We start from the raw sequence: 18,468 nt of genomic DNA, 5'->3' as shown, positions 1-18,468 counted from the left end.
GATTTTGATATATATCAAAACCGATGATATAGTTTGAGACATGAAACCCGATCAATGGCATTTTTCTCGTCCAGAGCTTGCGGCAGGATATCTGAATCTCTTCGGGCTGGGTCTTTCGTCCGCGCGCACGCTGTTCGCCCGAAGACGCATGGGCAAGACTGAATTCCTGCTTAAAGACCTTATCCCGGCAGCCACGAAGGGCGGTTACCTGACCGCGTACGTGAACCTGTGGGACGACAACGAGGAACCCGCCGGAGCGCTAGTAGGTGCGCTCTACGGCGCGATCGAGCCCAATTGGTGGGGCAGGCTGGCACGACGCGCTAAAAGCCCGGTTAAGAAGCTCAAGGCGACCGGCAACATTCCGGCATTCGGTGAGGCGTCGATCGAGGCGGAATTATCGGCGGAAGACAAGAAGTATGTCGGCACGCTTTTATCCGAAGCGCTCAAGTCGTTCGATTCCCAGTCGAAGCCGTTGCTTCTGATCATAGACGAAGCGCAAGTTCTGGCTGCCGCGGCCCACTCGAATTTTGCGCATGCGCTGCGTGCGGGGCTGGACGTTCGCAAGGACCGGCTGAAGGTGATCTTTGCCGGCAGTTCGGAGCCGACTCTGCGAACCATGTTCGGGCGCTCGTCCGAGCCGTTCTTCAACTGGGCGCCGCTTGAACCGTTTCCTTTACTCGGCCGCGATTTCCTTGAGTTCATGGTGGAGAAGGTCAACGCCATTGCCAAGCATCAGCTCTCGATGAAACATGCGGTCGCGGCTTTCGCTCAGCTCAACAGCACGCCGGAATTTTTCAGGCGTTTTCTAGAGCGGCATCTTACGTATCCATTCGATGGTCCCAACGCCGCGCTGCAATTTACGAAAGAGCGCGTGTTTAATCACGAACAATTCCAGCGGCAGTGGAGCGGATTGCTGCCGGCCGACCGCGCGTTGCTCGGCATGATGGCCGAGGGCATGGTGTCTGACTTCCATGGCCAGCCCGCGCGCGAGCAACTAGGGATCTTGCTTGGCTTGCCCAAGGCGCCACCTATGAATACGCCCGCGCATTCGTTGCGCAGGCTTCAAGCCGGCAACATCGTGACCAAACTTGCACATGGCGAATATCGCTTCGAAGACGAAGCGTTTGCGCAGTGGATTCGGGAACAAGGCACCCTGGGTGAGGACGCCCGGGTCTGACGGACGCGTTCTTTAACGCCTTTCAAGGTTCATGGTCTGCAGGTCGTCGAGCAGCGTGCGTCAAGCGCGGCGTTTGAACCACCCCGTGAGCGACAAGCGGTCGCGTGTCGCGGGCAATACTTCATGCAGCATGTCGGCGGATAAAAACACCGCGATCCGGCTGCCGACCGGCGCGATATCCCGCGTGCTCAAACCTTCCGGATGCAGCCTTAAAGCACCGCCGTGCTCGGGCAGCCAGTCCGCATTCAGGTAGACGATCACGGACACGGTCCGGCTGTCGTCGTGGCGAAACCGGTCGCGGTGCTGCATGTATGAGGCGCCCGGTGCGTAGAACGCAAAATGGCTTTCGTATTCATCGAGGCCCAGGAACAGCCCGCGATTCAACGCAACGCGCAGTGTTTCCATGATCGCGAGATAACGGTCGCACGCCTCCGACTGACCCGCCTCCAGCCACTTGATCTGGTCGCCGCGCACGTCAGGCTGCAGCGATCGCGCTGCGCCCTGGCTGACACGCGCCAGGGTGAGCTCACCGGACGCCGCGAGCGCCGCGCATTCCAGCGCCAGCGCGAGGGTCAGATCCGGCGGCAAGAAAATATCCTGCTCCGACCAGCCATGCTCATGAACGGCATCGACAATATGACGATGCAGGTCATCTCCGGACGCATCGGAATGCGCCGGCGGTTGCGATCGGATCACTGCGGGTTCCTTCGAACGAAGGTGCTGGGTGGAAATTCGGGTGGCCGTCCGAGCCCAGGCCTTGGGACAGCGGGGATCGGATATGTGCGGGGTGGGGCTTTAATCTGAGCGGCAGATATTAACACCGGCGGCTTACTGGTCCCGTGACGGGAGCGCGCGGTTCTCTAGCCCGGTTTACCGGCGCCGCGCCGTTGAACGCCTCGATAGGTTCATCGGCGCGAGCGAAAGCTGTTCGTCACAGCTACATTAAGGGCAACCACACTTCTGTTCGGAGTTCTTCCGGAGGCGTGACTTGGGGCCGGTTCAGGTTGACCTCCAGCGGTGGTTCGTCACGAAGCTGTTCGCCCGAGGACGGCAGCCAGTCCCGATACGCCGCCTTCCACGTGCGATGCAGCGTCGTATAAGGACCAACGTGGGTGAACACCGCGTAACGGCCGCTCGCGATCGGTTGCCAGTTCAGCGTGCCGGAAAGCGGCAGGCCGTCCGGTTGCTGGCACTGCCCGCTGCCTGTAGCCATCGAATAACCGAACACCAGCCCTGCGATAAAACGGCACTGTGGATCATCAGGACCTTTGGGGTCGTCAGGAACCACGCTCATATAACTCGACACTTGATCGCGAAGGCTCGCGCCATTCACCACCTGCATCAACTCGCCAAACGCCTGTTGCGCTGCGCGCATCATGTTGTTGTCGACCATGCCGCGCCCTGTGGCAGTCAGGGCGACGATGCCCTCGGGCAAATGGGTGATTCGAGAGACTTGCATAGCATCGGCTCCTTTAAAAACAGAGGAAAAATCGGGTTCGTGACAGCGCGAAAAGATGTCTTTCCACGCGGAGACGTCGCCATCGACATCGCCTCGACGCACAGCCGTTGGCGTGGTGTCGAGATCACGGCGCATGGCTTTAGCGAGTGCCTGCGCGGACTCGTAGCCCACCGTCAATGCAATATCCGATACCGGCTCGTGGCCGCTGACCAGCAGCGCGCAGGCGCGTCGAAGCCGCAGCAAGGTCACGTAGTTCGCCACGGTGCAGCCCGTATGGGCGCGGAACACCCGATGAAAATGATGACGCGACATGGCGGCGCAATCGGCGAGCGTGTCGGCGGTCAGCGGCTCGTCGAGATGGCGCTCTGCATGAGCCAGCGCACGGGCAATCAACTCGGCGTGGCGATTGGATGTCGGTCTGGAAATAGGCGGCGGCATGGACACCATTGTAGAAGGCGATGCCCGCGCGGCAAGTGTCCCATCGTGCTCGATGCAGGTCACCGGGTCGGGCACCACGGGGCTGGTGATTCCCGTTGTCGAGGTCAGGACCGAGCGGGATTTTCTGCAGCCGCCGCGCCGCTGACCAAACCGAGTCACCGCCTCAAATTCGAATCACATCAAGCGCTTAGATCACCGCCAGACACGTTATCCACAGGGTTCTCAACATAAACGGTGAATAACCTGCGCGATGGTTTCACTTCAACGCTTCGCCGCGTGAGTACGTTGCGCCAGCCTAAACCGGAATCGGAAAATGTACGCCGGCCCGCTGCGCCGCGTTCACGATATGCGCCTCGATTGCACGCCCGGCGTGTTCGCTATCGCGCGCCTTCAATGCTTCGACAATAGCCAGATGTTCGTGGTACGTCGACAGCACCAGTTCCCGCCGATAAAACGGCAAACGCTGGCTCTCTTTCATGATGTCGGCGCTGCCGCGCAGGATCGATTCAATGGCCGTATTACCCGCGAGGCTCACGATCCGCATATGGAACGCGAAGTCGAGTTGCGCCGCTTCGTCGAGTTCGGCGCAGGTCAACGCGCTTTGCAGCGAGTCGAGGTTGTCCTGCAGCCAGACGATATCCGCATCGCCAATAGCCGGCGCAGCCAACCGCGCGACAAAACCCTCGAGCGCGAAGCGCATCTGGTAGGTATCGGGCAGCGACGCCTGATCGGCGAAACGCCACGCGTGTGCGCCGGCCGCCTCGGCGCTGTTCACATACACGCCCTTGCCGGGACGAATATTCAGCATCCCGAGCGCTTCGAGCGTGGACAACGCTTCACGCAGTGAGGCACGGCTGATTGCCAGTTCTTCGGACAACTGCCGCTGCGCCGGAAGCAGACTTCCCACCGGATAAACACTCGTCTCGATGCGCTCTCGAATAGTCGCGATGGCGGCATCGGTCACGGTATGCGGAAGATTTTTCATAGGACGATTAAGAGTGGCGCGGTCTGACCGCCATTGTAGGCGCGACACCGCCAAGCGTCTGCTTCATCACGATTTCTCTGACGAATAACACCAAAAAACCCGGGTAAACCGTATCAAACGGATCTTGACTCCACTATATCGGCTTTCTAATATTCCTCATCAGCAACTGGTCGGACCAGTCTGAACAGTTAGCATGGTCATCATCCCGTGCCGTGCGACACCGAGGAGAACCACTGTGTTGAGATTTCTTAATTCCCTGTTTGGGCGGGTCGTGATCGCGCTGGTCGCGGGCATTGTGATCGGCGCGGTGTTTCCCCATTTCGCGCAATCGCTGAGACCGCTCGGCGATGGTTTCCTCAAGCTCATCAAGATGGTGATCGGACCGATCGTGTTCTGCGTGGTCGTCTCGGGCATGGCAAGCGCAGGCAACTTGAAGAAAGTCGGCCGCGTCGGGCTGAAGTCAGTGATCTACTTCGAGGCGATGACCACGCTCGCGCTCGTGATCGGCGCCTTGCTCGCGTATGCGACCCGCCCGGGCGCAGGCATGAATATCGACTTGCATACGCTCGACGCCGGTTCGCTCGCCACCTACACCGAACACGCGAAAAGCCTGAAAGACACGGCCGGCTTCCTGCTCAAGATCATTCCGGATACCGCCACCGACGCCTTCGCGAAGGGCGACATCCTCCAGGTACTCGTGTTCTCCGTGCTGTTCGGTGCGGCGCTCTCGTTGCTTGGCGAGAAGGCGCAGCGCGTGACAGGTCTTATCGATGAACTGTCGCACGTGTTTTTTCGCATCATGGGTTTCATCATCAAGCTCGCGCCGCTCGGCGTGCTCGGTGCAATTGCATTCACGACCGGGACCTATGGCGTTGAGTCGCTGAAGCAACTCGGCATGCTGGTAGTCGTGTTCTACGCCAGTTGTTTCCTGTTCGTCTTCGTCGTGCTCGGCGTGGTGATGCGGCTTACCGGCTTCAGCATCTTCAAGCTCGTGCGCTATCTGCGTGAGGAACTGCTGATCGTGCTTGGCACCGCTTCGTCGGACGCCGTGCTGCCGCAGATCATGCGCAAGCTCGAATGGATGGGCGTGAAGGACTCCACCGTCGGCCTCGTGATCCCGACCGGCTATTCGTTCAACCTCGATGGGTTCTCGATCTATCTCACGCTCGCCGTTATCTTCATCGCGCAGGCGACCAATACGCCGCTGTCGATTCACGACTTGATCGTGGTCGTGCTGGTGTCGCTGGTGACGTCGAAGGGCGCGCATGGCATTCCCGGTTCAGCTATCGTGATCCTTGCCGCTACGCTTTCCGCGATTCCGGCCATCCCCGTGCTCGGCCTCGTGCTGATCCTGCCGGTGGACTGGTTCGTCGGTATTGCGCGCGCTGTCACCAACCTGATCGGTAACTGTGTCGCGACGGTGGTCGTGGCCGTGTGGGAGAAAGATATCGACCGCGTCCGCGCCACACGTGTACTCAATCAGGATGCCGAACTGCTTTTCGTCCCGGCCGATCATGCCGGTGCAAGCCATGGCCATGCCCACGAACCCGCGCATGCTGTCTGAGCGCGGCGTGCTCATCGCCTTCTAACTCGTTTTAAAGGAACTCACTTCATGGCTAGTCCCGTTCTCGACCCTAACGCTCCGGCGTTTACCCGCCGCTTCATGAACCTCGCCGATCCGCGTCTCGGCGCCACGGCGCTTTTCGCCAGCGATGAATTCTTCGCGCCCAAGGAGCGGATGCTCGACCCGCAGCCAGCGGTTTTCATCCCGGGCAAGTACGACGACAACGGCAAGTGGATGGACGGCTGGGAAACGCGCCGCAAGCGCACTACCGGCTACGATTTCTGCATCGTCAAACTGGCGCGGCCGGGCACCATTCACGGCATCGACCTGGACACGAGCCACTTCACTGGCAACTTTCCGCCAGCAGCTTCAATCGATGCCTGCATGAGCGACAGCGCCGCGCCGCAGGACGACGCCGACTGGCGCGAGATCGTGCCGGCGACCACGCTACAGGGCAACCAGCATCACTATCTCCCCATTGCCGATGCTCGCGCCTACACGCACCTGCGCGTGAATATCTACCCGGACGGCGGCATCGCGCGTTTGCGGGTATATGGTCAGCCGAAAGTGGACTGGACGCGCGTGGAGCGCGGAACGCGAGTCGATCTGGCGGCCATTGAAAATGGCGCTTATCTGGTGGCGGCGAACAACCAGCATTTCGGGCCCGCATCGCAGATGCTGATGCCCGGGCGCGGTGTCGACATGGGCGACGGCTGGGAAACGCGGCGCCGCCGTGAGCCTGGCAATGACTGGGCGATCGTCGCGCTGGCGCATCCCGGCGTGATCCACGCGATCGAAGTCGATACGGCCCACTTCAAGGGCAATTTCCCCGATGGCTGTTCGCTGCAGGCAGCACGCGTGACCGGCGGCACGGACGAATCGCTTGTCACCCAGGCCATGTTCTGGCCGGTGTTGCTGCCGCAACAGAAGCTCTCAGCGGACAATATCCATCGATTCGAAAGTGAAGTGGCCGCGCTTGGACCCGTCACGCACGTTCGCTTCAACATGTTCCCGGACGGTGGCGTGTCGCGCTTGCGCCTGTTCGGTGCGATCGAGTAAGAAGACATGAACACGCTTACGCTCGAACCGCTGACGCGCGCGGCGTTCAAGCCGTTCGGCGATGTCATCGAACTGGACAGCGCGCAGCATTTTCCAATCAATGGCGGTACGACCGAGCGTTTTCACGATCTGGCGCGCGTGGATGTTGGCGCGGACGAGGGAGGCCGGCCGCTCATTAACGTGTTCCGAGGGCAGCCGCGTACGCAACCGGTCGAGGTCTCGATGATGGAACGTCACCCGCTGGGAAGTCAGGCGTTCCTGCCGCTCGGCGTGGTGTCGTATCTCGTTGTGGTCGCGCCGGCAGGTGAATTCGATGCATCGAAACTAAGGGCATTTTTCACACGCGGCTGGCAGGGCGTGAATTATGCGCGGGGCGTCTGGCATCATCCGCTGATTGTGCTGGATGCGGCGGCGGACTTTATCGTGATCGATCGTGGCGGGAAAGAGGAAAATTGTGAGGAAACCTATCTATTGGAAAATATTCGACTGATAGAAGGCGATCTCGTTTTTTCGTCAACCGCCTGAAAGCTCGTAATCGGGCCTTGCTGCTTTTGTTCGCGCATCAAGGCCCGGCTTCAAATCATGATGCTGCTGGTGTCCGCGAACCGATAAGCGCAGCGCATCGAAACCTAGCGCTGCGTGACGGCGAATACGCCCAGATCCGGCGCATCCAAAACGCCCGGCGCCGCGCTGGCGCACACCCGATTGCGCCCGGCGTTCTTCGCGCGATACAACTGCGCATCGGCGGCACCCACCAGGCTTTCCTCGGTCACAAGACCTGATTCGCCCGCGCAATTCACGGCGACTACACCGAAACTCGCAGTGGAACGCACCTCGCGGCCATCCCACGCACGCGTGGTCGTCAGCTCGAACGATTGGCGCATGCGCTCGGCGAGCACCGTCGCGCCGGCCAGATCCGTTTGCGGAAGCAGCAACAGGAACTCTTCGCCGCCGTAGCGAACCACGCTGTCGACCCGGTGCCGCGTGTGCGCAAGAAGCATGGCAGCGAAGGTACGCAAGACTGCGTCGCCCGCGGGGTGCCCGTAGGTGTCGTTGATCTGCTTGAAGTAGTCGATGTCGCACAAGATCACCGCGAGCTTGAGCTTGTATCGGCGGGTACGCTGGAGTTCGGCGTCGAACAACACGTCGGTCAGGTACCGCCGGTTGAAGCAGCCGGTGAGATAGTCGCGCACAGAGAGGTTGCGCAACAAGGCGTGCTGGCAGAATTCATCGCGGACGAGGCGATTATGGCGGCGGGCGGTGACATAACCGAGCACGTTGGTGAAGGCCAGAAGCATCGACGACGTCAGCAACGACGACGAGTCAAGCGTCTTCGATGCCGCGCAAATCGCGATAAACGCGATGGTCGCGGCCAGAGATATAAGCAAAGCCCAGAGCAGCTTGTTCTGAATGAAGTTGTACACCACGATCAACAGGATGCACATGGACATGCAGTGCGCCGCCATGCCGTTGGGACGAAGCCAGGTGATCAACATGAAGGAACTGAAGCCGACCACTTCGAACGCACTCGCGGCTGCCCGGACGGCGGCGAGGGAAACCTTCGGAAAGCTTACGATGCGAAGACTGATTACGCCCGTCAACGCAACGCAGCAGCGCGCCAGGAAAAGCACGAAGGTCGTGCGGGAATAACCCAGGGCGGCTATGTCTGTAATCGCGAAAGCGACGTAAAACAAGGTGCAGAAGACGAGCGTCCGCATCAGGGAGGTATGGTTTGCGATCCGGTGATGGCGCTGAAACTCTTTTTCCACTGACGCGTCTTCAAACTCGGACCATAGACGGTCAAGCTTGAAATTCGTGTCTGCGTCGAAGCGTGGAATTTCGGTTGGTTCTGCCATCGCTCGCCATGTCTGATGTCGCGGTTGGGGCAACATGATAAGTCATTTTTTATGTCGCGCCCCATGCGCCGGCGTCTGGGCAAATGCAATGTCGAGCTTATATCGAGGCCAGCGTCGCTATCGTGTCACGCAACCACACGTGCGCCAAATCGGCCTGACTGCCTAGTACAAGTCGGTCTTGAGCCGTCCGGGCAGTGCACGATCGTAGGCGTCGCTATCAAAAGTGGCGTCGCTTACGCTTTTGAGCAGGTCGCCGGCCGAGGGCAAGCGCGAGCGGTCCACGTATTTCTCCCCGTTCCACAAGTCCGATCTCACGACCGCCTTCGAACAATGGAAATACACGGACTCCACATGCACGAGGATCACTGTGCGCGGCGGCTTCCCGTTGACGCTGAAGGAGTCCAGCAGCTCGCGATCGTCAGCAATCGATGCACGGCCATTCACCCGCATCATTTCTCCCACGCCCGGCACGAGAAACAGCAAGGCCACGCGCGGGTCGTGCACGAGGTTCCTGAGCGTATCGATGCGGTTATTACCCGGGCGGTCGGGAATGGCCAGCGTATGGGCATCGAGGATCCGGACGAAGCCCATTGCATCGCCCTTGGGCGAGCAGTCGAGCCCGTCTTCTCCCGCCGATGCCAGCATCACGAACGGTGACGCAAGGATAAACGCCGCGTAGTCGTCGCTGATGAACGAAATCTCCTTGCGCACCGAACGCTCGTTCGGCTTGCCGTAGATATCTTCCAGTTGCTCGACGCTCGTCAACATGCTCGCTCCTTCAATGACCGGGGTTCAGCCTATACATTAGCAGGCCCGGCTGAACGTATCGTGACGTAACGTGACCTGACGTGACTAATGCGGCGCGACTGGATCGAGGCCTGTTTGCGTGACGACGGGCGCCGCTTCCGGCGAAGCGAGATACACAAGCAGAGCCCTTGCTTCGGCCGGATGTTGCGAGCCCACGGGAATGCCGGCCGCAAATCGCGTAATCGATTGCACGGACGCGGGGATCTTGCCAACGAACGTTATGCCCGGCACGGGCAGCAGTTCACTCACTTGCTGGAAGCCGAGTTCGTAGTCGCCATTGGCTACCACCGACGCCACCGGAATCTTCGGCACCATGGTCGCCTTCGGCCGGATCTGGTCCTCAATCCCCAAGCGCTTGAACAACTCGTTCTGTATGTACACGCCGCTCGCGCTGTCGGAATAGGCGACCGACTTCGCGTGCAGCAGCGTCTCCTTCAACGCTGCAACCGTGCTTATGTCCGGCTTCGGCGCGTCAGCGCGCACGACCATGCCGATGGCCGAATCGGCGAGTTCCACGCGTGAGCCCGGAATTACCTTGCCTTGTTTGATGAGGTCGTCGAGCGCGTAGCCGACCATGATCACCACGTCCGCCGGTTCGCCCCGGGCCAGCCGGTTCGGGATCGCTTCGGGCGCTTTGCCCATGGACGGCCCAAGGGCAGTGTCTAGGGTATTGCCGCTTGCCGCGGCGAATTTTGGCCCGAGGATTTTGTACGACGCCGTGAATCCGCCCGAGCTCATGACATGCAATTCGGCGGCATTAACAGTGGTCGCGATGGTCGCGGCTGCAACGCCGCCAATGAACGCGAATGCGGAAAGCTTCAGCAAGAACGATTTCATGGATGACCGTAAAGAGTGGATGAGTCGATACCGTTTGCGCCGACGCAGTTTAAACGCATCGAAGGTAATGGTCGTTAGGGGACACCCCGGGTTATTCCGCGCAGGAGGACGCGCAAACGGCTTCCGACTTAGCCTGACGATTAACTTACCGCGAAAGCAAACGTTTTACTTTCGACGCCCTCGACATGCACGCCGGGGCTTTCCCGTTGAACTGTCAAATACTGAAAAGTGCGTCAAATAGCGCAGTGATTGGCGTTAGAGTGCGTCATCGAAAGACATTTTTGGTTTGTCCTTCGGTCAATAATATTAGTGGGGAAAAACGTGCCCGGCGCCACGCGCCGAGGGATGAAAACCCATGAAGGCGAATCGAATTACTCAGCGCTGAGAGGCGGGTTCGCCACGCACAAGACGTCAGTTTTCGGGGATATCAAGTGAATATCAAAACGCCATACCAAGGAAATCGTGCGTCGATAATAATCGACGCGGAAATAGTCCATATTGAAGCAATCATGTCTCGTTGTCTCGCGATGGGAGCCGATGGCGCAATTTTTCAAGCGAACTATTGGCGCAACCGTTTATTGACGCTGAGGGATTCCGGTCTGAGCCATACGCAGGACGTCGCGGTGCAATCGCTTTTAAGCGATCTCGTGGCGTGTCACTAGAGCAGGGTGCTTTGAATGTTGAATAAATCCAGGGGCGGCCCGCTTGCGTGGAAGTCGACAATCCGGCCAGATCAGTCGGCCGACAGCTTGCGTTTTGTGACGCTGGATCTCGCGTCGGATTCGCATGCTCGCGCGGCAATCGAGGCGTATGCCGATTCGTGCGCGGCCGAGTTACCGTGGCTGGCGGATATTCTGCGAGCACGACTGGAAAAGTTAAACCGTTCGGTAGACCGCGTTCAGAATCGGTTTCCAGGAATTCAAGCGGGACTTCAAGCAGGATTTCAAGCAGGACTTCAGGAAGATGAAGCCGCTCCCATGCCGCTGACTTATTGCGAACAGACGGCGCGGCGATTGATGGCTTTTGCGTGCATGTGCGCGCGGGCACGTGAGGATTACTCAGATGCGGCGTGGGATCACGTCATGAAAAGCTTTGACCGGATGCTGATTCAAATGCGCTGATTTCGCATAAAAAAGTATGATAAAAATGCAAAATAATCTGCCACGGCATTCGGCGCCCAAGCAAAATAAATGACAAGGCCGTTTTGACTATTTAACGGGATATCAGGCAATGCGGATTTGCGTGCTGGACGACGACCTGAGCCAGACGGCGTTCGTGGCTCAGACACTGACGGCGGCCGGGCACCTCTGCCAGGTTTTCACCGAGGGCAAGAGCCTGATCCATGAGCTGAGGCGTCAGCCGTACGATCTGCTGCTGCTCGACTGGAACATGCCCGAAATGCCGGGTGACGTCGTGCTGAAATGGGTCCGGCAAAACCTCACCACGAACCTGCCGGTCCTCTTCCTGACGAGCCGCAGTGTTGAAAGCGACATCGTGCAGATGCTTAATGCCGGCGCCGACGACTACATCCTCAAGCCGGTCTCGCGTCCTGTGCTGCTTGCCCGGGTGGAAGCCTTGTTGCGGCGGATCTACATGCATCAGAACGAGGTGACCGAGGAAACCTACGGCATTTATCGATTCGATCTGACTACCCAGACCGCACGGGTCAGCGACGCTCTGGCCGCCCTGACGCAGAAGGAATTCGAGCTTGCGCTGCTGCTCTTTCGCAACCTGTCGCGGCCGTTGTCACGCTCTCACATCCGCGAATCGGTGTGGCGGCAGGATGTGGATATCCCGTCGCGCACAATCGATACCCATGTCTCGCAGATTCGCTCCAAGCTGGTGTTGCGACCGCAAAACGGCTACCGCATAACACCCATCTATAGCTACGGCTATCGGCTGGAAAAAGTGGGGAATGATTCGCCGTGAACGGGTTCTATAAAAAAGCGCGCGGTGTGAACGTTTCAATGGCGGTAGCCGGTGCCATCGCCATTGCGTGCTCGATCCAGCCGGTCTACGCCAAACGCGCTCCGCCGCAGGACATGACGCCCTATGTGGTGCGCGCGAACGATTCGCTCTATACACTCGCCGACCGCTATATGCAGAGTCCCGCCGACTGGCGGCTGTTGCGCGACATCAATCACGTTGCGAATCCGCGGCACCTGCAGGTCAATGCCCACCTTTCCATGCCCACCGCGCGGCTCAGGCAGACGTTGCTGACGGCCCGGGTGGTGGCGGTGCGCGGTAGCGTCGACAAGTTCGGCACAGCGGGCGCGCCAGCCATGCCGGTGAGTGCGGGAACGCTGCTCATGGAAGGCGATGAAATCAGCACCGGCCGCGACGCGTTTGTTTCCATGCTGCTACCTGACGGCTCGCATGTCGTGCTGCCGTCAAGCAGCCGGATCCAGATCGGACGCATGCGGACCACGCTGCTGACGGGCGCGGTCGATCGCCAGTTCGACCTGAAGCAAGGCGAGGTGACGACCGATGTCACGCCGTTCAAGAACCCGCGCGATTCGTTCCGGGTCATCACGCCGTCGGTGGTGGCAGGCGTGCGCGGCACGCGTTTCCGGGTGAATTACCTGGCGGCGGAAGATGCGACCAGCGTCGAGGTGCTGGCGGGCAAGATCGGCGTGGATGGGGCAGGGGCTGACGGAGCGGTTAATGGCACGTCCGCGCCGCTCCCAGTCCAGGGCGGCGCGCAGACGCTCGTGCTGGCCGGTTACGGGAACCTGACGCGCACGGGCAATGCCGCGGGCGCGTCGGTGCGGCTGCTCGATCCGCCGGATATCGTCGATCCGGGCAAGTTGCAGCGCGCCTCGCAAGTAAGCTTTGACCTGACACCAGTCGAGGGCGCGGGTGCATACCGTACCGAGATCGCGACCGATGCCGATTTCCTCGACCTGCTTCGCGACCAGCGCACGACAGGCCTGCACGCGGCGTTCGACAACCTTCCCGACGGCAACTATTTCGTGCGCGTCTCGGCCACGGACACGCACGGCATTGACGGTCTGCCGCAAGTGTTCACGTTCAGCCGTCATCTCGATACCACCAACGCGGCGGCCACGCCTATCGAAGGGAATGGCTACGCATTCCGCTGGCATGTCGATGGCGGCGCGTTGGGCGCGCGGTATCGGTTCATCCTGTCGGATCATGCGGACCTGAGCGCGCCGTTGATCGACCTGCTCGACGTGTCGGGCGGCGAGATGTCGGTGGCGCATCTGAGCCCCGGAAAGTACTACTGGACGATTGTTGTCGATACCTTCGAGAACGGCCGGCTCCTGTCGATCCCGAGCGAAATCCGGTCGTTCACTCAAACACGGTAGGCGCTATCCATGCCATGGCGCTTCTCCTTCCATAACCGGCGCTGGCCGGGTCCGTCGATCGGCAAGCGCTTCTTCCTGGAATGGACGCTGATTGGCGTGGTAGGCGTGGCTGCAGTGCTCTTCGGCGTGGTGAGTCCGCTGACGGAACGCGCCAGTTTCCTCTTCTACGATCAGTTGTTGTTGCACGCGGCGAGCCGTCCGTCGAGCGGCATTGTCGTTGTGGCGATCGATGACGAGAGCATTGCGGAACTCGGGCGCTGGCCGTGGCCGCGCGAGACCCACGCGGCGCTGCTGACGCAACTTGCGAAGGCGAAACCCGCGAGCGTCGCGTACGACGTGCTGTTCACTGAACCGTCTCCCGGCGATGCCCCTTTCGCCGAGGCCATGAAGCATGTGCCGACCTATCTGCCGTTGCTCGTTGACCGGCTGCCGGTCAACCAGAACGAGCCCGCCGTGGTCGAACCCGTCCCGGTGCTGCGCGCGGCGGCGGCGGGCGTAGGCCATATCGATCTGGAAGTGAATCACGACGGTATCGTGCGCAGCGTCTCGCTGTTCGAAGGTGGCGGCAAGGCGTGGTGGCCGAGCATTACGGTGCCGGTGTATCAGGCGTTGCGCGGGCCGGATGCAGCACTGCCCGGGATTAAACGAGCTGCTGCAGATGCCGGGTTTGCAGCGTCCGGACCGGCGGTCGCGGGCGATCTGAAGCGCGCGCATCGGATGATGATTCCGTTCTCGCGCGCGTCGCTGGATTATCCACGGGTGTCGTTCGCGGCCGCGATGCAGGGAGCGGTCCCGCCGGAGTTCTTCGCAGGCAAGATCGTGCTGGTCGGCGCCACGGCGGCCGGCCTGCGCGACCGCTTCGCCACGCCGATATCGGGGGAAGTGGGCGAGCTGCCCGGTGTCGATATCTACGCGACCATCCTCGATGCGTTGTTCGACGGCCGCGCCATCGAACCGATTGGAAACAAGGCGGCCGGTTGGGCGAGCCTCGTGCCGGTCGGCATCCTGCTTGCGGCCCTGCTGGTGGTATCGCCGTTGCAGTCGCTTATGCTTACGATCGCGCTGGCCTTCGCCAGCTTGATGGCGAGCGCCTGCCTGATGTATTTGCGCTCGCGCTGGCTCTCGCCGGTGCCGGCGCTCGGCGGACTGGCGCTGATCTATTTGCTGTGGAGCTGGCGGCGTCTCGAAGTCGCGATGTCGTATCTCGGACAGGAACTGCGTCTGCTGGCCGCCGAGCCGAATCTGCTGCCGGGTCCCCAACCGAAACCCCATGGCACGGCGGGCGACGTACTCGAACGTCTGATCGCACTCACGCGCCAGGCCGTGCAGCGCCAGCGCAATATGCGGCAGTTCATCTGGGACAGCCTGAACAGCTTGCCGGAGCCGATCATGGTCTGCGATCCCAATGGCCGCATCCTGATGGTCAATGATCCGGCGCGGCTGCATTTTGGTCCCTTGCAGTTCTCCGACCTGTCGATCATGCAGCTCTTCGGTGAGTTCCATTTCGTGCGTCTGGTCGATGAAGACAGCAGCGGCGCGCTGCCCAGCGGCATGCAATGGCCGTCGATGCTCGACCCGCGCGTCGAGCGTCACACGGCCGTGATGATGCATGGCATTGAAGTGCGTGATCGTCATGGCCGCGATCACATGTTGCGATATGCGCCGTGCACGACCAGCACGGGCGAATCGCTCGGGTGGATTGCGAGCTGGGTCGATATCACCGCGCTGCACGCTTCCGAGCGCCAGCGTGACGACATGCTGCATCTGCTGTCGCACGACATGCGCTCACCGCAGGCGTCCATTCTCGCGATGCTCGACACCGAGCGGCCGCACATCGACTCGAAGTCGGCGATGGACCTGATGGAACGCGTGGAACGTTATGCGCGCCGCACGCTCGCATTAGCCGATGACTTCGTGCAGCTCGCCCGCGCCGAGTCGCAGCATTACAGCCTTGAACTGCTGAATCTGCATGAGCTTGCGATCGACGCCAGCGATGAAATCTGGCCGCTCGCGAACGCGAAGGACATCGAGGTGCGTTGCGATAGCGAAGGCCAGGCCTTCTGGGTGTTGGCGGACCGGTCGCTGATGACGCGCGCGCTCATCAACCTGCTTAGCAACGCGGTGAAATACAGCCCGTCGGGTACGCGCGTCGACTGTATCGTCACGGAGAGGCCGGGCGCGATTGTGTGCGTGGTGCGGGACGCGGGCTACGGTATTGCGCTTGAGCAGCAGGCGCATTTGTTCGAACGCTTCCGGCGCTTTCATCTCGATGGCCAGCCGCCGAGCGATGGAACCGGCCTCGGGATGGCGTTCGTGAAAACGGTGATCAGCCGCCACGCCGGGGAGATAGCAATTCGAAGCGCGCCGGACCAAGGAACCACAGTGACGATCACCTTGCGCTCACAGCAAATCGAACCGCGCGAAACAAGCGGCGAAGAACCCGCTGCGCAGAAGCAATGAACGTTTTTTGGGGAACGAAGTGAACATACGATCGATCGCAAGCGCCATTTTCCTTCTCGCGCTCCTGGGCGGGTGCGCCGGCGAGCCGCCAGTGAGGATCAGCGCTTACAGTGCGTCGAGCGGAGATTTCGCGACGAAGAGCGTCAAGACCTACGCGTTGCAATCGTCAAGCGTCGAGCCTCGGGGCGACGGCACAGCCGCTGCCGCTGATTACGTCGCGACCGCTCGCTGGCTTGATGAAGCACTGACCGCTAAGGGCTTGCGGCAGGCGCCTCCGGCCAGCGCGGATTATCTCGTCAAGCTGGGTTATGCAACGCGTCCGCAAGCCGTGCGCGTGCACGCAGAGTGCACCGGCGCACCCGAAAGCGCATGCGACGACGTCGCGCCCCAGAAGGAATGGTTCGGTCGCAAGCGTTACGTTCATGCGCTGACTATCCAGTTTGTCGATCGGTCGAGCGGAGCGCTGAGTTACCAGGTGAGCGTGACCCGCACGGATCGCGATCCCGCCGGCGGCGCGGCGCTTCACAGCCTCATGAATTGTGCGTTCGCGGACTTTCCCATGCACAATGCCGAGCGACGCGAGATCGCGCACTGTGATTAGCGGCTAGCGGAAGATCAGCATGCGCGATATTGGCGCGCGGAGATTGGCGTATTCTTGCGCCTGAACGAAGCGGCGAGCATTGCAGGCGACCACGCCCAAGCCGCTGATGACGTTCAGTCCACACGAGCCCGAAGGACTCGACATGCCAGGGAACCCGCAGTGAAGTTTGCCAATTTTTGCCGTTGCACCGTAGTCTCGTTCACTTGCGTGTGGCTGACGAACGCATTCGCCGACGAGCAGAGCGTGACCCCCGATACCAATGCCACCGCCGATACCAACGCCGCCGGTCTGTGGAAGATCTCGATCGGCCCTGCGTTGATGGTGTCACCGAAATACCCCGGTTCCCGCGCGTTCCAGGTGCTGCCGCTGCCATCGCTCGATATTTCCTACGATGACCGGATCTACTCGCAAGGTCTCGATGTACTCGGCATCAACCTGCTGAAAGGCCCGGCTTATCACTTCGGGACGGCAATCAGCTTCGATTTTCAATCGCGTAATGAATCCGACGATCCGCGTCTTCACGGCCTGGGTAATGTGCATTACGGGCCCAAGCTGAAAGTGTTTGCGGATTATTCGGTGTCGCTGTTGACGGGTTCCGTCGCGGCTTATCAGGACATCGCGGGGACGGGGCAGGGGCTGCTCGTCAGTGGGGATCTGGTGGCGAATATGCCGCTTACGTCGAAGCTGCTGGTGTCGGTTGGGCCGGGCGTGACGTGGGCCAATGCCGTCTATAACCGTACGTTGTTCGGCATTTCCGCCAGTCAAAGTGCTGCTTCTGGTTTGCCGGCCTATGACACGAGTTCGGGCATCCGGGACGTTCATCTCAACACTTACGTCAGCTACGATTTTTCGAAAAAATGGGTAGGGTCGGTCTCGCTTACGGCCGGCCGGTTGGAGCACAACGCGGGCCATAGCCCCATCACCGAGCAACGAACGGAGTTGAATTTTCTTGCTGCGGTGAATTATCGGTTCAAGTGATTTAGCGATTGAGGTTGTCGTGGTTCGGTCTGGACTTCGCGCCACGCCTAGGCGCTCGTGCCCGGCAAGATATGGAGCGCTCGCCTAAGCTCGCTGTGAAGAAATACTGCACATACAATGTTGCTCCATCGCACTTTCTAGCGCTGCTCGCTCGCCGCTCCGTAAGATACTGAACGCTGTACATTCCCCTGTGGGTTGGCTTGTCGAGGTATTCGGTGAGCCTTGCCAAGGCGATTTGCTGCCCGCTTGACCGTCTGCGGTGCGCTCCATATACTTATTTTTGTCAATTGAGACTTTACAAGCGGGTGGCTACATCGTGATTGGCGAGAGACTGAAGGAATTGCGAACCGCGCACGGTTTGTCGTTGCGGGACCTGGCAAGTCAGGCAGGTGTATCCGCAACGTTATTGAGCCAGGTCGAACGATCTGTGACTGATCCCAGCCTGGAAACCATGCGGCGACTCGCTGGCGTATTCGGCGAATCCGTCGCGTCCCTTTTTACCGCAACAGCGGCGCCGTCTGTGTGGATCAGCCGGCCCGGCAATCGCGCACGACTCATCGCCCCCATGGGGCAGGTGACGTACGAACGGCTCACCGCAGGTAACGGGCAGCTGGAAGTGCTGCGCGCCGTGCTGGATCCCGGACAAACCTCCGCCGAAGAACCCAGAGGTCACGCTTCAACGGAGTGTGTCTATGTGGTCGCGGGCGAACTCATCGCGGAGATTGCGGGTGTCGACTACACCGTTGTTGGTGGTGAAAGTGTTTCCTTCGATGGTCGTCTGGTTCATCGATATCGGAATGAATCGGACAAGCAAACCGAGATCATCCTGTCGGTGACGCCGCCGAATCCTTGAGCGGGGTTTTAACGCGGAATCGGGTCCAGCGGATTTCGGCCAATCGAAGCTTGCGTCAGGCGAGCTTT

General features: G+C 60.4%; 18 protein-coding genes. 12 read left to right on the top strand and 6 right to left on the bottom strand.

Going from position 1 to position 18,468, the window contains the following annotated elements; translation table 11 throughout:
- Positions 1 to 40: 40 nt before the first annotated feature.
- Positions 41 to 1,177: a hypothetical protein gene (locus GSQ93_RS25545; RefSeq protein ID WP_158938433.1), complete on the top strand. Its 1,137-nt coding sequence runs from the start codon at positions 41 to 43 to the stop codon at positions 1,175 to 1,177.
- A gap of 60 nt (positions 1,178 to 1,237) precedes the next feature.
- Here the strand turns inward: GSQ93_RS25545 and GSQ93_RS25540 are convergent, their stop codons facing one another.
- Together GSQ93_RS25540 and GSQ93_RS25535 are read right to left on the bottom strand one after the other, a co-directional pair.
- On the bottom strand, positions 1,238 to 1,873 hold the full coding sequence (locus GSQ93_RS25540) for a 2OG-Fe(II) oxygenase (protein ID WP_216857673.1): 636 nt from the start codon (positions 1,871 to 1,873) through the stop codon (positions 1,238 to 1,240).
- Positions 1,874 to 2,114: 241 nt separating this feature from the next.
- Entirely contained in the window at positions 2,115 to 3,074 is a 960-nt protein-coding gene (locus GSQ93_RS25535; RefSeq protein WP_158938432.1) for a GyrI-like domain-containing protein, read from the bottom strand.
- Between GSQ93_RS25535 and GSQ93_RS25530 the strand changes: the two genes are divergently transcribed.
- Entirely contained in the window at positions 3,073 to 3,219 is a 147-nt protein-coding gene (locus GSQ93_RS25530; protein ID WP_158938431.1) for a hypothetical protein, read from the top strand. The two genes, GSQ93_RS25535 and GSQ93_RS25530, sit on opposite strands and share 2 nt — an antisense overlap.
- Before the next feature lie 150 nt (positions 3,220 to 3,369).
- Here the strand turns inward: GSQ93_RS25530 and GSQ93_RS25525 are convergent, their stop codons facing one another.
- Entirely contained in the window at positions 3,370 to 4,059 is a 690-nt protein-coding gene (locus tag GSQ93_RS25525) for a FadR/GntR family transcriptional regulator (protein ID WP_158938430.1), read from the bottom strand.
- 235 nt (positions 4,060 to 4,294) lie between these two features.
- Here GSQ93_RS25525 and GSQ93_RS25520 point away from each other — a divergent pair, with 235 nt between their 5' ends.
- From GSQ93_RS25520 to GSQ93_RS25510, 3 genes are read left to right on the top strand one after another with little or no spacing between them, the layout of a single operon-like run.
- Entirely contained in the window at positions 4,295 to 5,623 is a 1,329-nt protein-coding gene (locus GSQ93_RS25520; RefSeq protein WP_158938429.1) for a C4-dicarboxylate transporter DctA, read from the top strand.
- Between the two features lie 48 nt (positions 5,624 to 5,671).
- On the top strand, positions 5,672 to 6,682 hold the full coding sequence (gene alc, locus GSQ93_RS25515) for an allantoicase (RefSeq protein ID WP_158938428.1): 1,011 nt from the start codon (positions 5,672 to 5,674) through the stop codon (positions 6,680 to 6,682).
- 6 nt (positions 6,683 to 6,688) lie between these two features.
- Positions 6,689 to 7,207 (top strand): ureidoglycolate lyase, encoded by a 519-nt coding sequence (locus tag GSQ93_RS25510; RefSeq protein ID WP_158938427.1) that lies wholly within the window; start codon positions 6,689 to 6,691, stop codon positions 7,205 to 7,207.
- Positions 7,208 to 7,311: 104 nt separating this feature from the next.
- Here the strand turns inward: GSQ93_RS25510 and GSQ93_RS25505 are convergent, their stop codons facing one another.
- The 3 genes from GSQ93_RS25505 to GSQ93_RS25495 form a co-directional block, all read right to left on the bottom strand.
- Positions 7,312 to 8,538, bottom strand: coding sequence for a GGDEF domain-containing protein (locus GSQ93_RS25505; RefSeq protein ID WP_158938426.1), 1,227 nt, complete (start codon positions 8,536 to 8,538; stop codon positions 7,312 to 7,314).
- 162 nt (positions 8,539 to 8,700) lie between these two features.
- Positions 8,701 to 9,306, bottom strand: coding sequence for a pyridoxamine 5'-phosphate oxidase family protein (locus tag GSQ93_RS25500; RefSeq protein WP_158938425.1), 606 nt, complete (start codon positions 9,304 to 9,306; stop codon positions 8,701 to 8,703).
- 84 nt (positions 9,307 to 9,390) lie between these two features.
- Positions 9,391 to 10,182, bottom strand: coding sequence for a substrate-binding domain-containing protein (locus GSQ93_RS25495; protein WP_158938424.1), 792 nt, complete (start codon positions 10,180 to 10,182; stop codon positions 9,391 to 9,393).
- A 677-nt stretch (positions 10,183 to 10,859) separates the two neighbouring features.
- Here GSQ93_RS25495 and GSQ93_RS25490 point away from each other — a divergent pair.
- The 7 genes from GSQ93_RS25490 to GSQ93_RS25460 all read left to right on the top strand — a co-directional run bounded on the left by GSQ93_RS25490 (position 10,860) and on the right by GSQ93_RS25460 (position 18,400).
- Positions 10,860 to 11,303 carry a hypothetical protein gene (locus GSQ93_RS25490; protein ID WP_158938423.1) on the top strand — a complete coding sequence of 148 codons (444 nt, stop codon included), beginning with the start codon at positions 10,860 to 10,862 and terminating at the stop codon, positions 11,301 to 11,303.
- Positions 11,304 to 11,412: 109 nt separating this feature from the next.
- Entirely contained in the window at positions 11,413 to 12,111 is a 699-nt protein-coding gene (locus tag GSQ93_RS25485; protein WP_158938422.1) for a response regulator transcription factor, read from the top strand.
- A 26-nt stretch (positions 12,112 to 12,137) separates the two neighbouring features.
- On the top strand, positions 12,138 to 13,508 hold the full coding sequence (locus tag GSQ93_RS25480) for a FecR domain-containing protein (protein WP_158938421.1): 1,371 nt from the start codon (positions 12,138 to 12,140) through the stop codon (positions 13,506 to 13,508).
- Positions 13,509 to 13,517: 9 nt separating this feature from the next.
- Positions 13,518 to 15,968 carry a CHASE2 domain-containing protein gene (locus GSQ93_RS25475; protein WP_158938420.1) on the top strand — a complete coding sequence of 817 codons (2,451 nt, stop codon included), beginning with the start codon at positions 13,518 to 13,520 and terminating at the stop codon, positions 15,966 to 15,968.
- A gap of 19 nt (positions 15,969 to 15,987) precedes the next feature.
- Positions 15,988 to 16,569, top strand: a complete 582-nt coding sequence (locus GSQ93_RS25470) for a DUF4136 domain-containing protein (protein WP_158938419.1) — start codon at positions 15,988 to 15,990, stop codon at positions 16,567 to 16,569.
- Positions 16,570 to 16,728: 159 nt separating this feature from the next.
- The gene (locus GSQ93_RS25465; protein WP_367889782.1) at positions 16,729 to 17,547 is read left to right on the top strand and encodes a MipA/OmpV family protein; all 819 of its coding nucleotides are present in this window, start codon (positions 16,729 to 16,731) and stop codon (positions 17,545 to 17,547) included.
- 259 nt (positions 17,548 to 17,806) lie between these two features.
- Complete coding sequence (locus GSQ93_RS25460) at positions 17,807 to 18,400, top strand: cupin domain-containing protein (RefSeq protein WP_367889781.1); 594 nt, start codon at positions 17,807 to 17,809, stop codon at positions 18,398 to 18,400.
- Positions 18,401 to 18,468 lie beyond the last annotated feature (68 nt).

Source organism: Burkholderia sp. S171, assembly GCF_009766085.1.
Lineage (GTDB): Bacteria > Pseudomonadota > Gammaproteobacteria > Burkholderiales > Burkholderiaceae > Caballeronia.
The sequence above is the reverse complement of the archived record's forward strand: the minus strand, read 5'-3'. Positions and strand labels throughout refer to the sequence as shown.

What these genes read in the sequence shown, in the direction of transcription:
- GSQ93_RS25545 (WP_158938433.1), top strand. Translation starts at nt 41, where the DNA reads ATGAAACCCGATCAATGGCATTTTTCTCGTCCAGAGCTTGCGGCAGGA.
- GSQ93_RS25530 (WP_158938431.1), top strand. Translation starts at nt 3,073, where the DNA reads ATGGACACCATTGTAGAAGGCGATGCCCGCGCGGCAAGTGTCCCATCG.
- GSQ93_RS25535 (WP_158938432.1), bottom strand. Translation starts at nt 3,074, where the DNA reads ATGCCGCCGCCTATTTCCAGACCGACATCCAATCGCCACGCCGAGTTG.
- GSQ93_RS25525 (WP_158938430.1), bottom strand. Translation starts at nt 4,059, where the DNA reads ATGAAAAATCTTCCGCATACCGTGACCGATGCCGCCATCGCGACTATT.
- alc (WP_158938428.1), top strand. Translation starts at nt 5,672, where the DNA reads ATGGCTAGTCCCGTTCTCGACCCTAACGCTCCGGCGTTTACCCGCCGC.
- GSQ93_RS25510 (WP_158938427.1), top strand. Translation starts at nt 6,689, where the DNA reads ATGAACACGCTTACGCTCGAACCGCTGACGCGCGCGGCGTTCAAGCCG.
- GSQ93_RS25505 (WP_158938426.1), bottom strand. Translation starts at nt 8,538, where the DNA reads ATGGCAGAACCAACCGAAATTCCACGCTTCGACGCAGACACGAATTTC.
- GSQ93_RS25500 (WP_158938425.1), bottom strand. Translation starts at nt 9,306, where the DNA reads ATGTTGACGAGCGTCGAGCAACTGGAAGATATCTACGGCAAGCCGAAC.
- GSQ93_RS25495 (WP_158938424.1), bottom strand. Translation starts at nt 10,182, where the DNA reads ATGAAATCGTTCTTGCTGAAGCTTTCCGCATTCGCGTTCATTGGCGGC.
- GSQ93_RS25490 (WP_158938423.1), top strand. Translation starts at nt 10,860, where the DNA reads ATGTTGAATAAATCCAGGGGCGGCCCGCTTGCGTGGAAGTCGACAATC.
- GSQ93_RS25485 (WP_158938422.1), top strand. Translation starts at nt 11,413, where the DNA reads ATGCGGATTTGCGTGCTGGACGACGACCTGAGCCAGACGGCGTTCGTG.
- GSQ93_RS25475 (WP_158938420.1), top strand. Translation starts at nt 13,518, where the DNA reads ATGCCATGGCGCTTCTCCTTCCATAACCGGCGCTGGCCGGGTCCGTCG.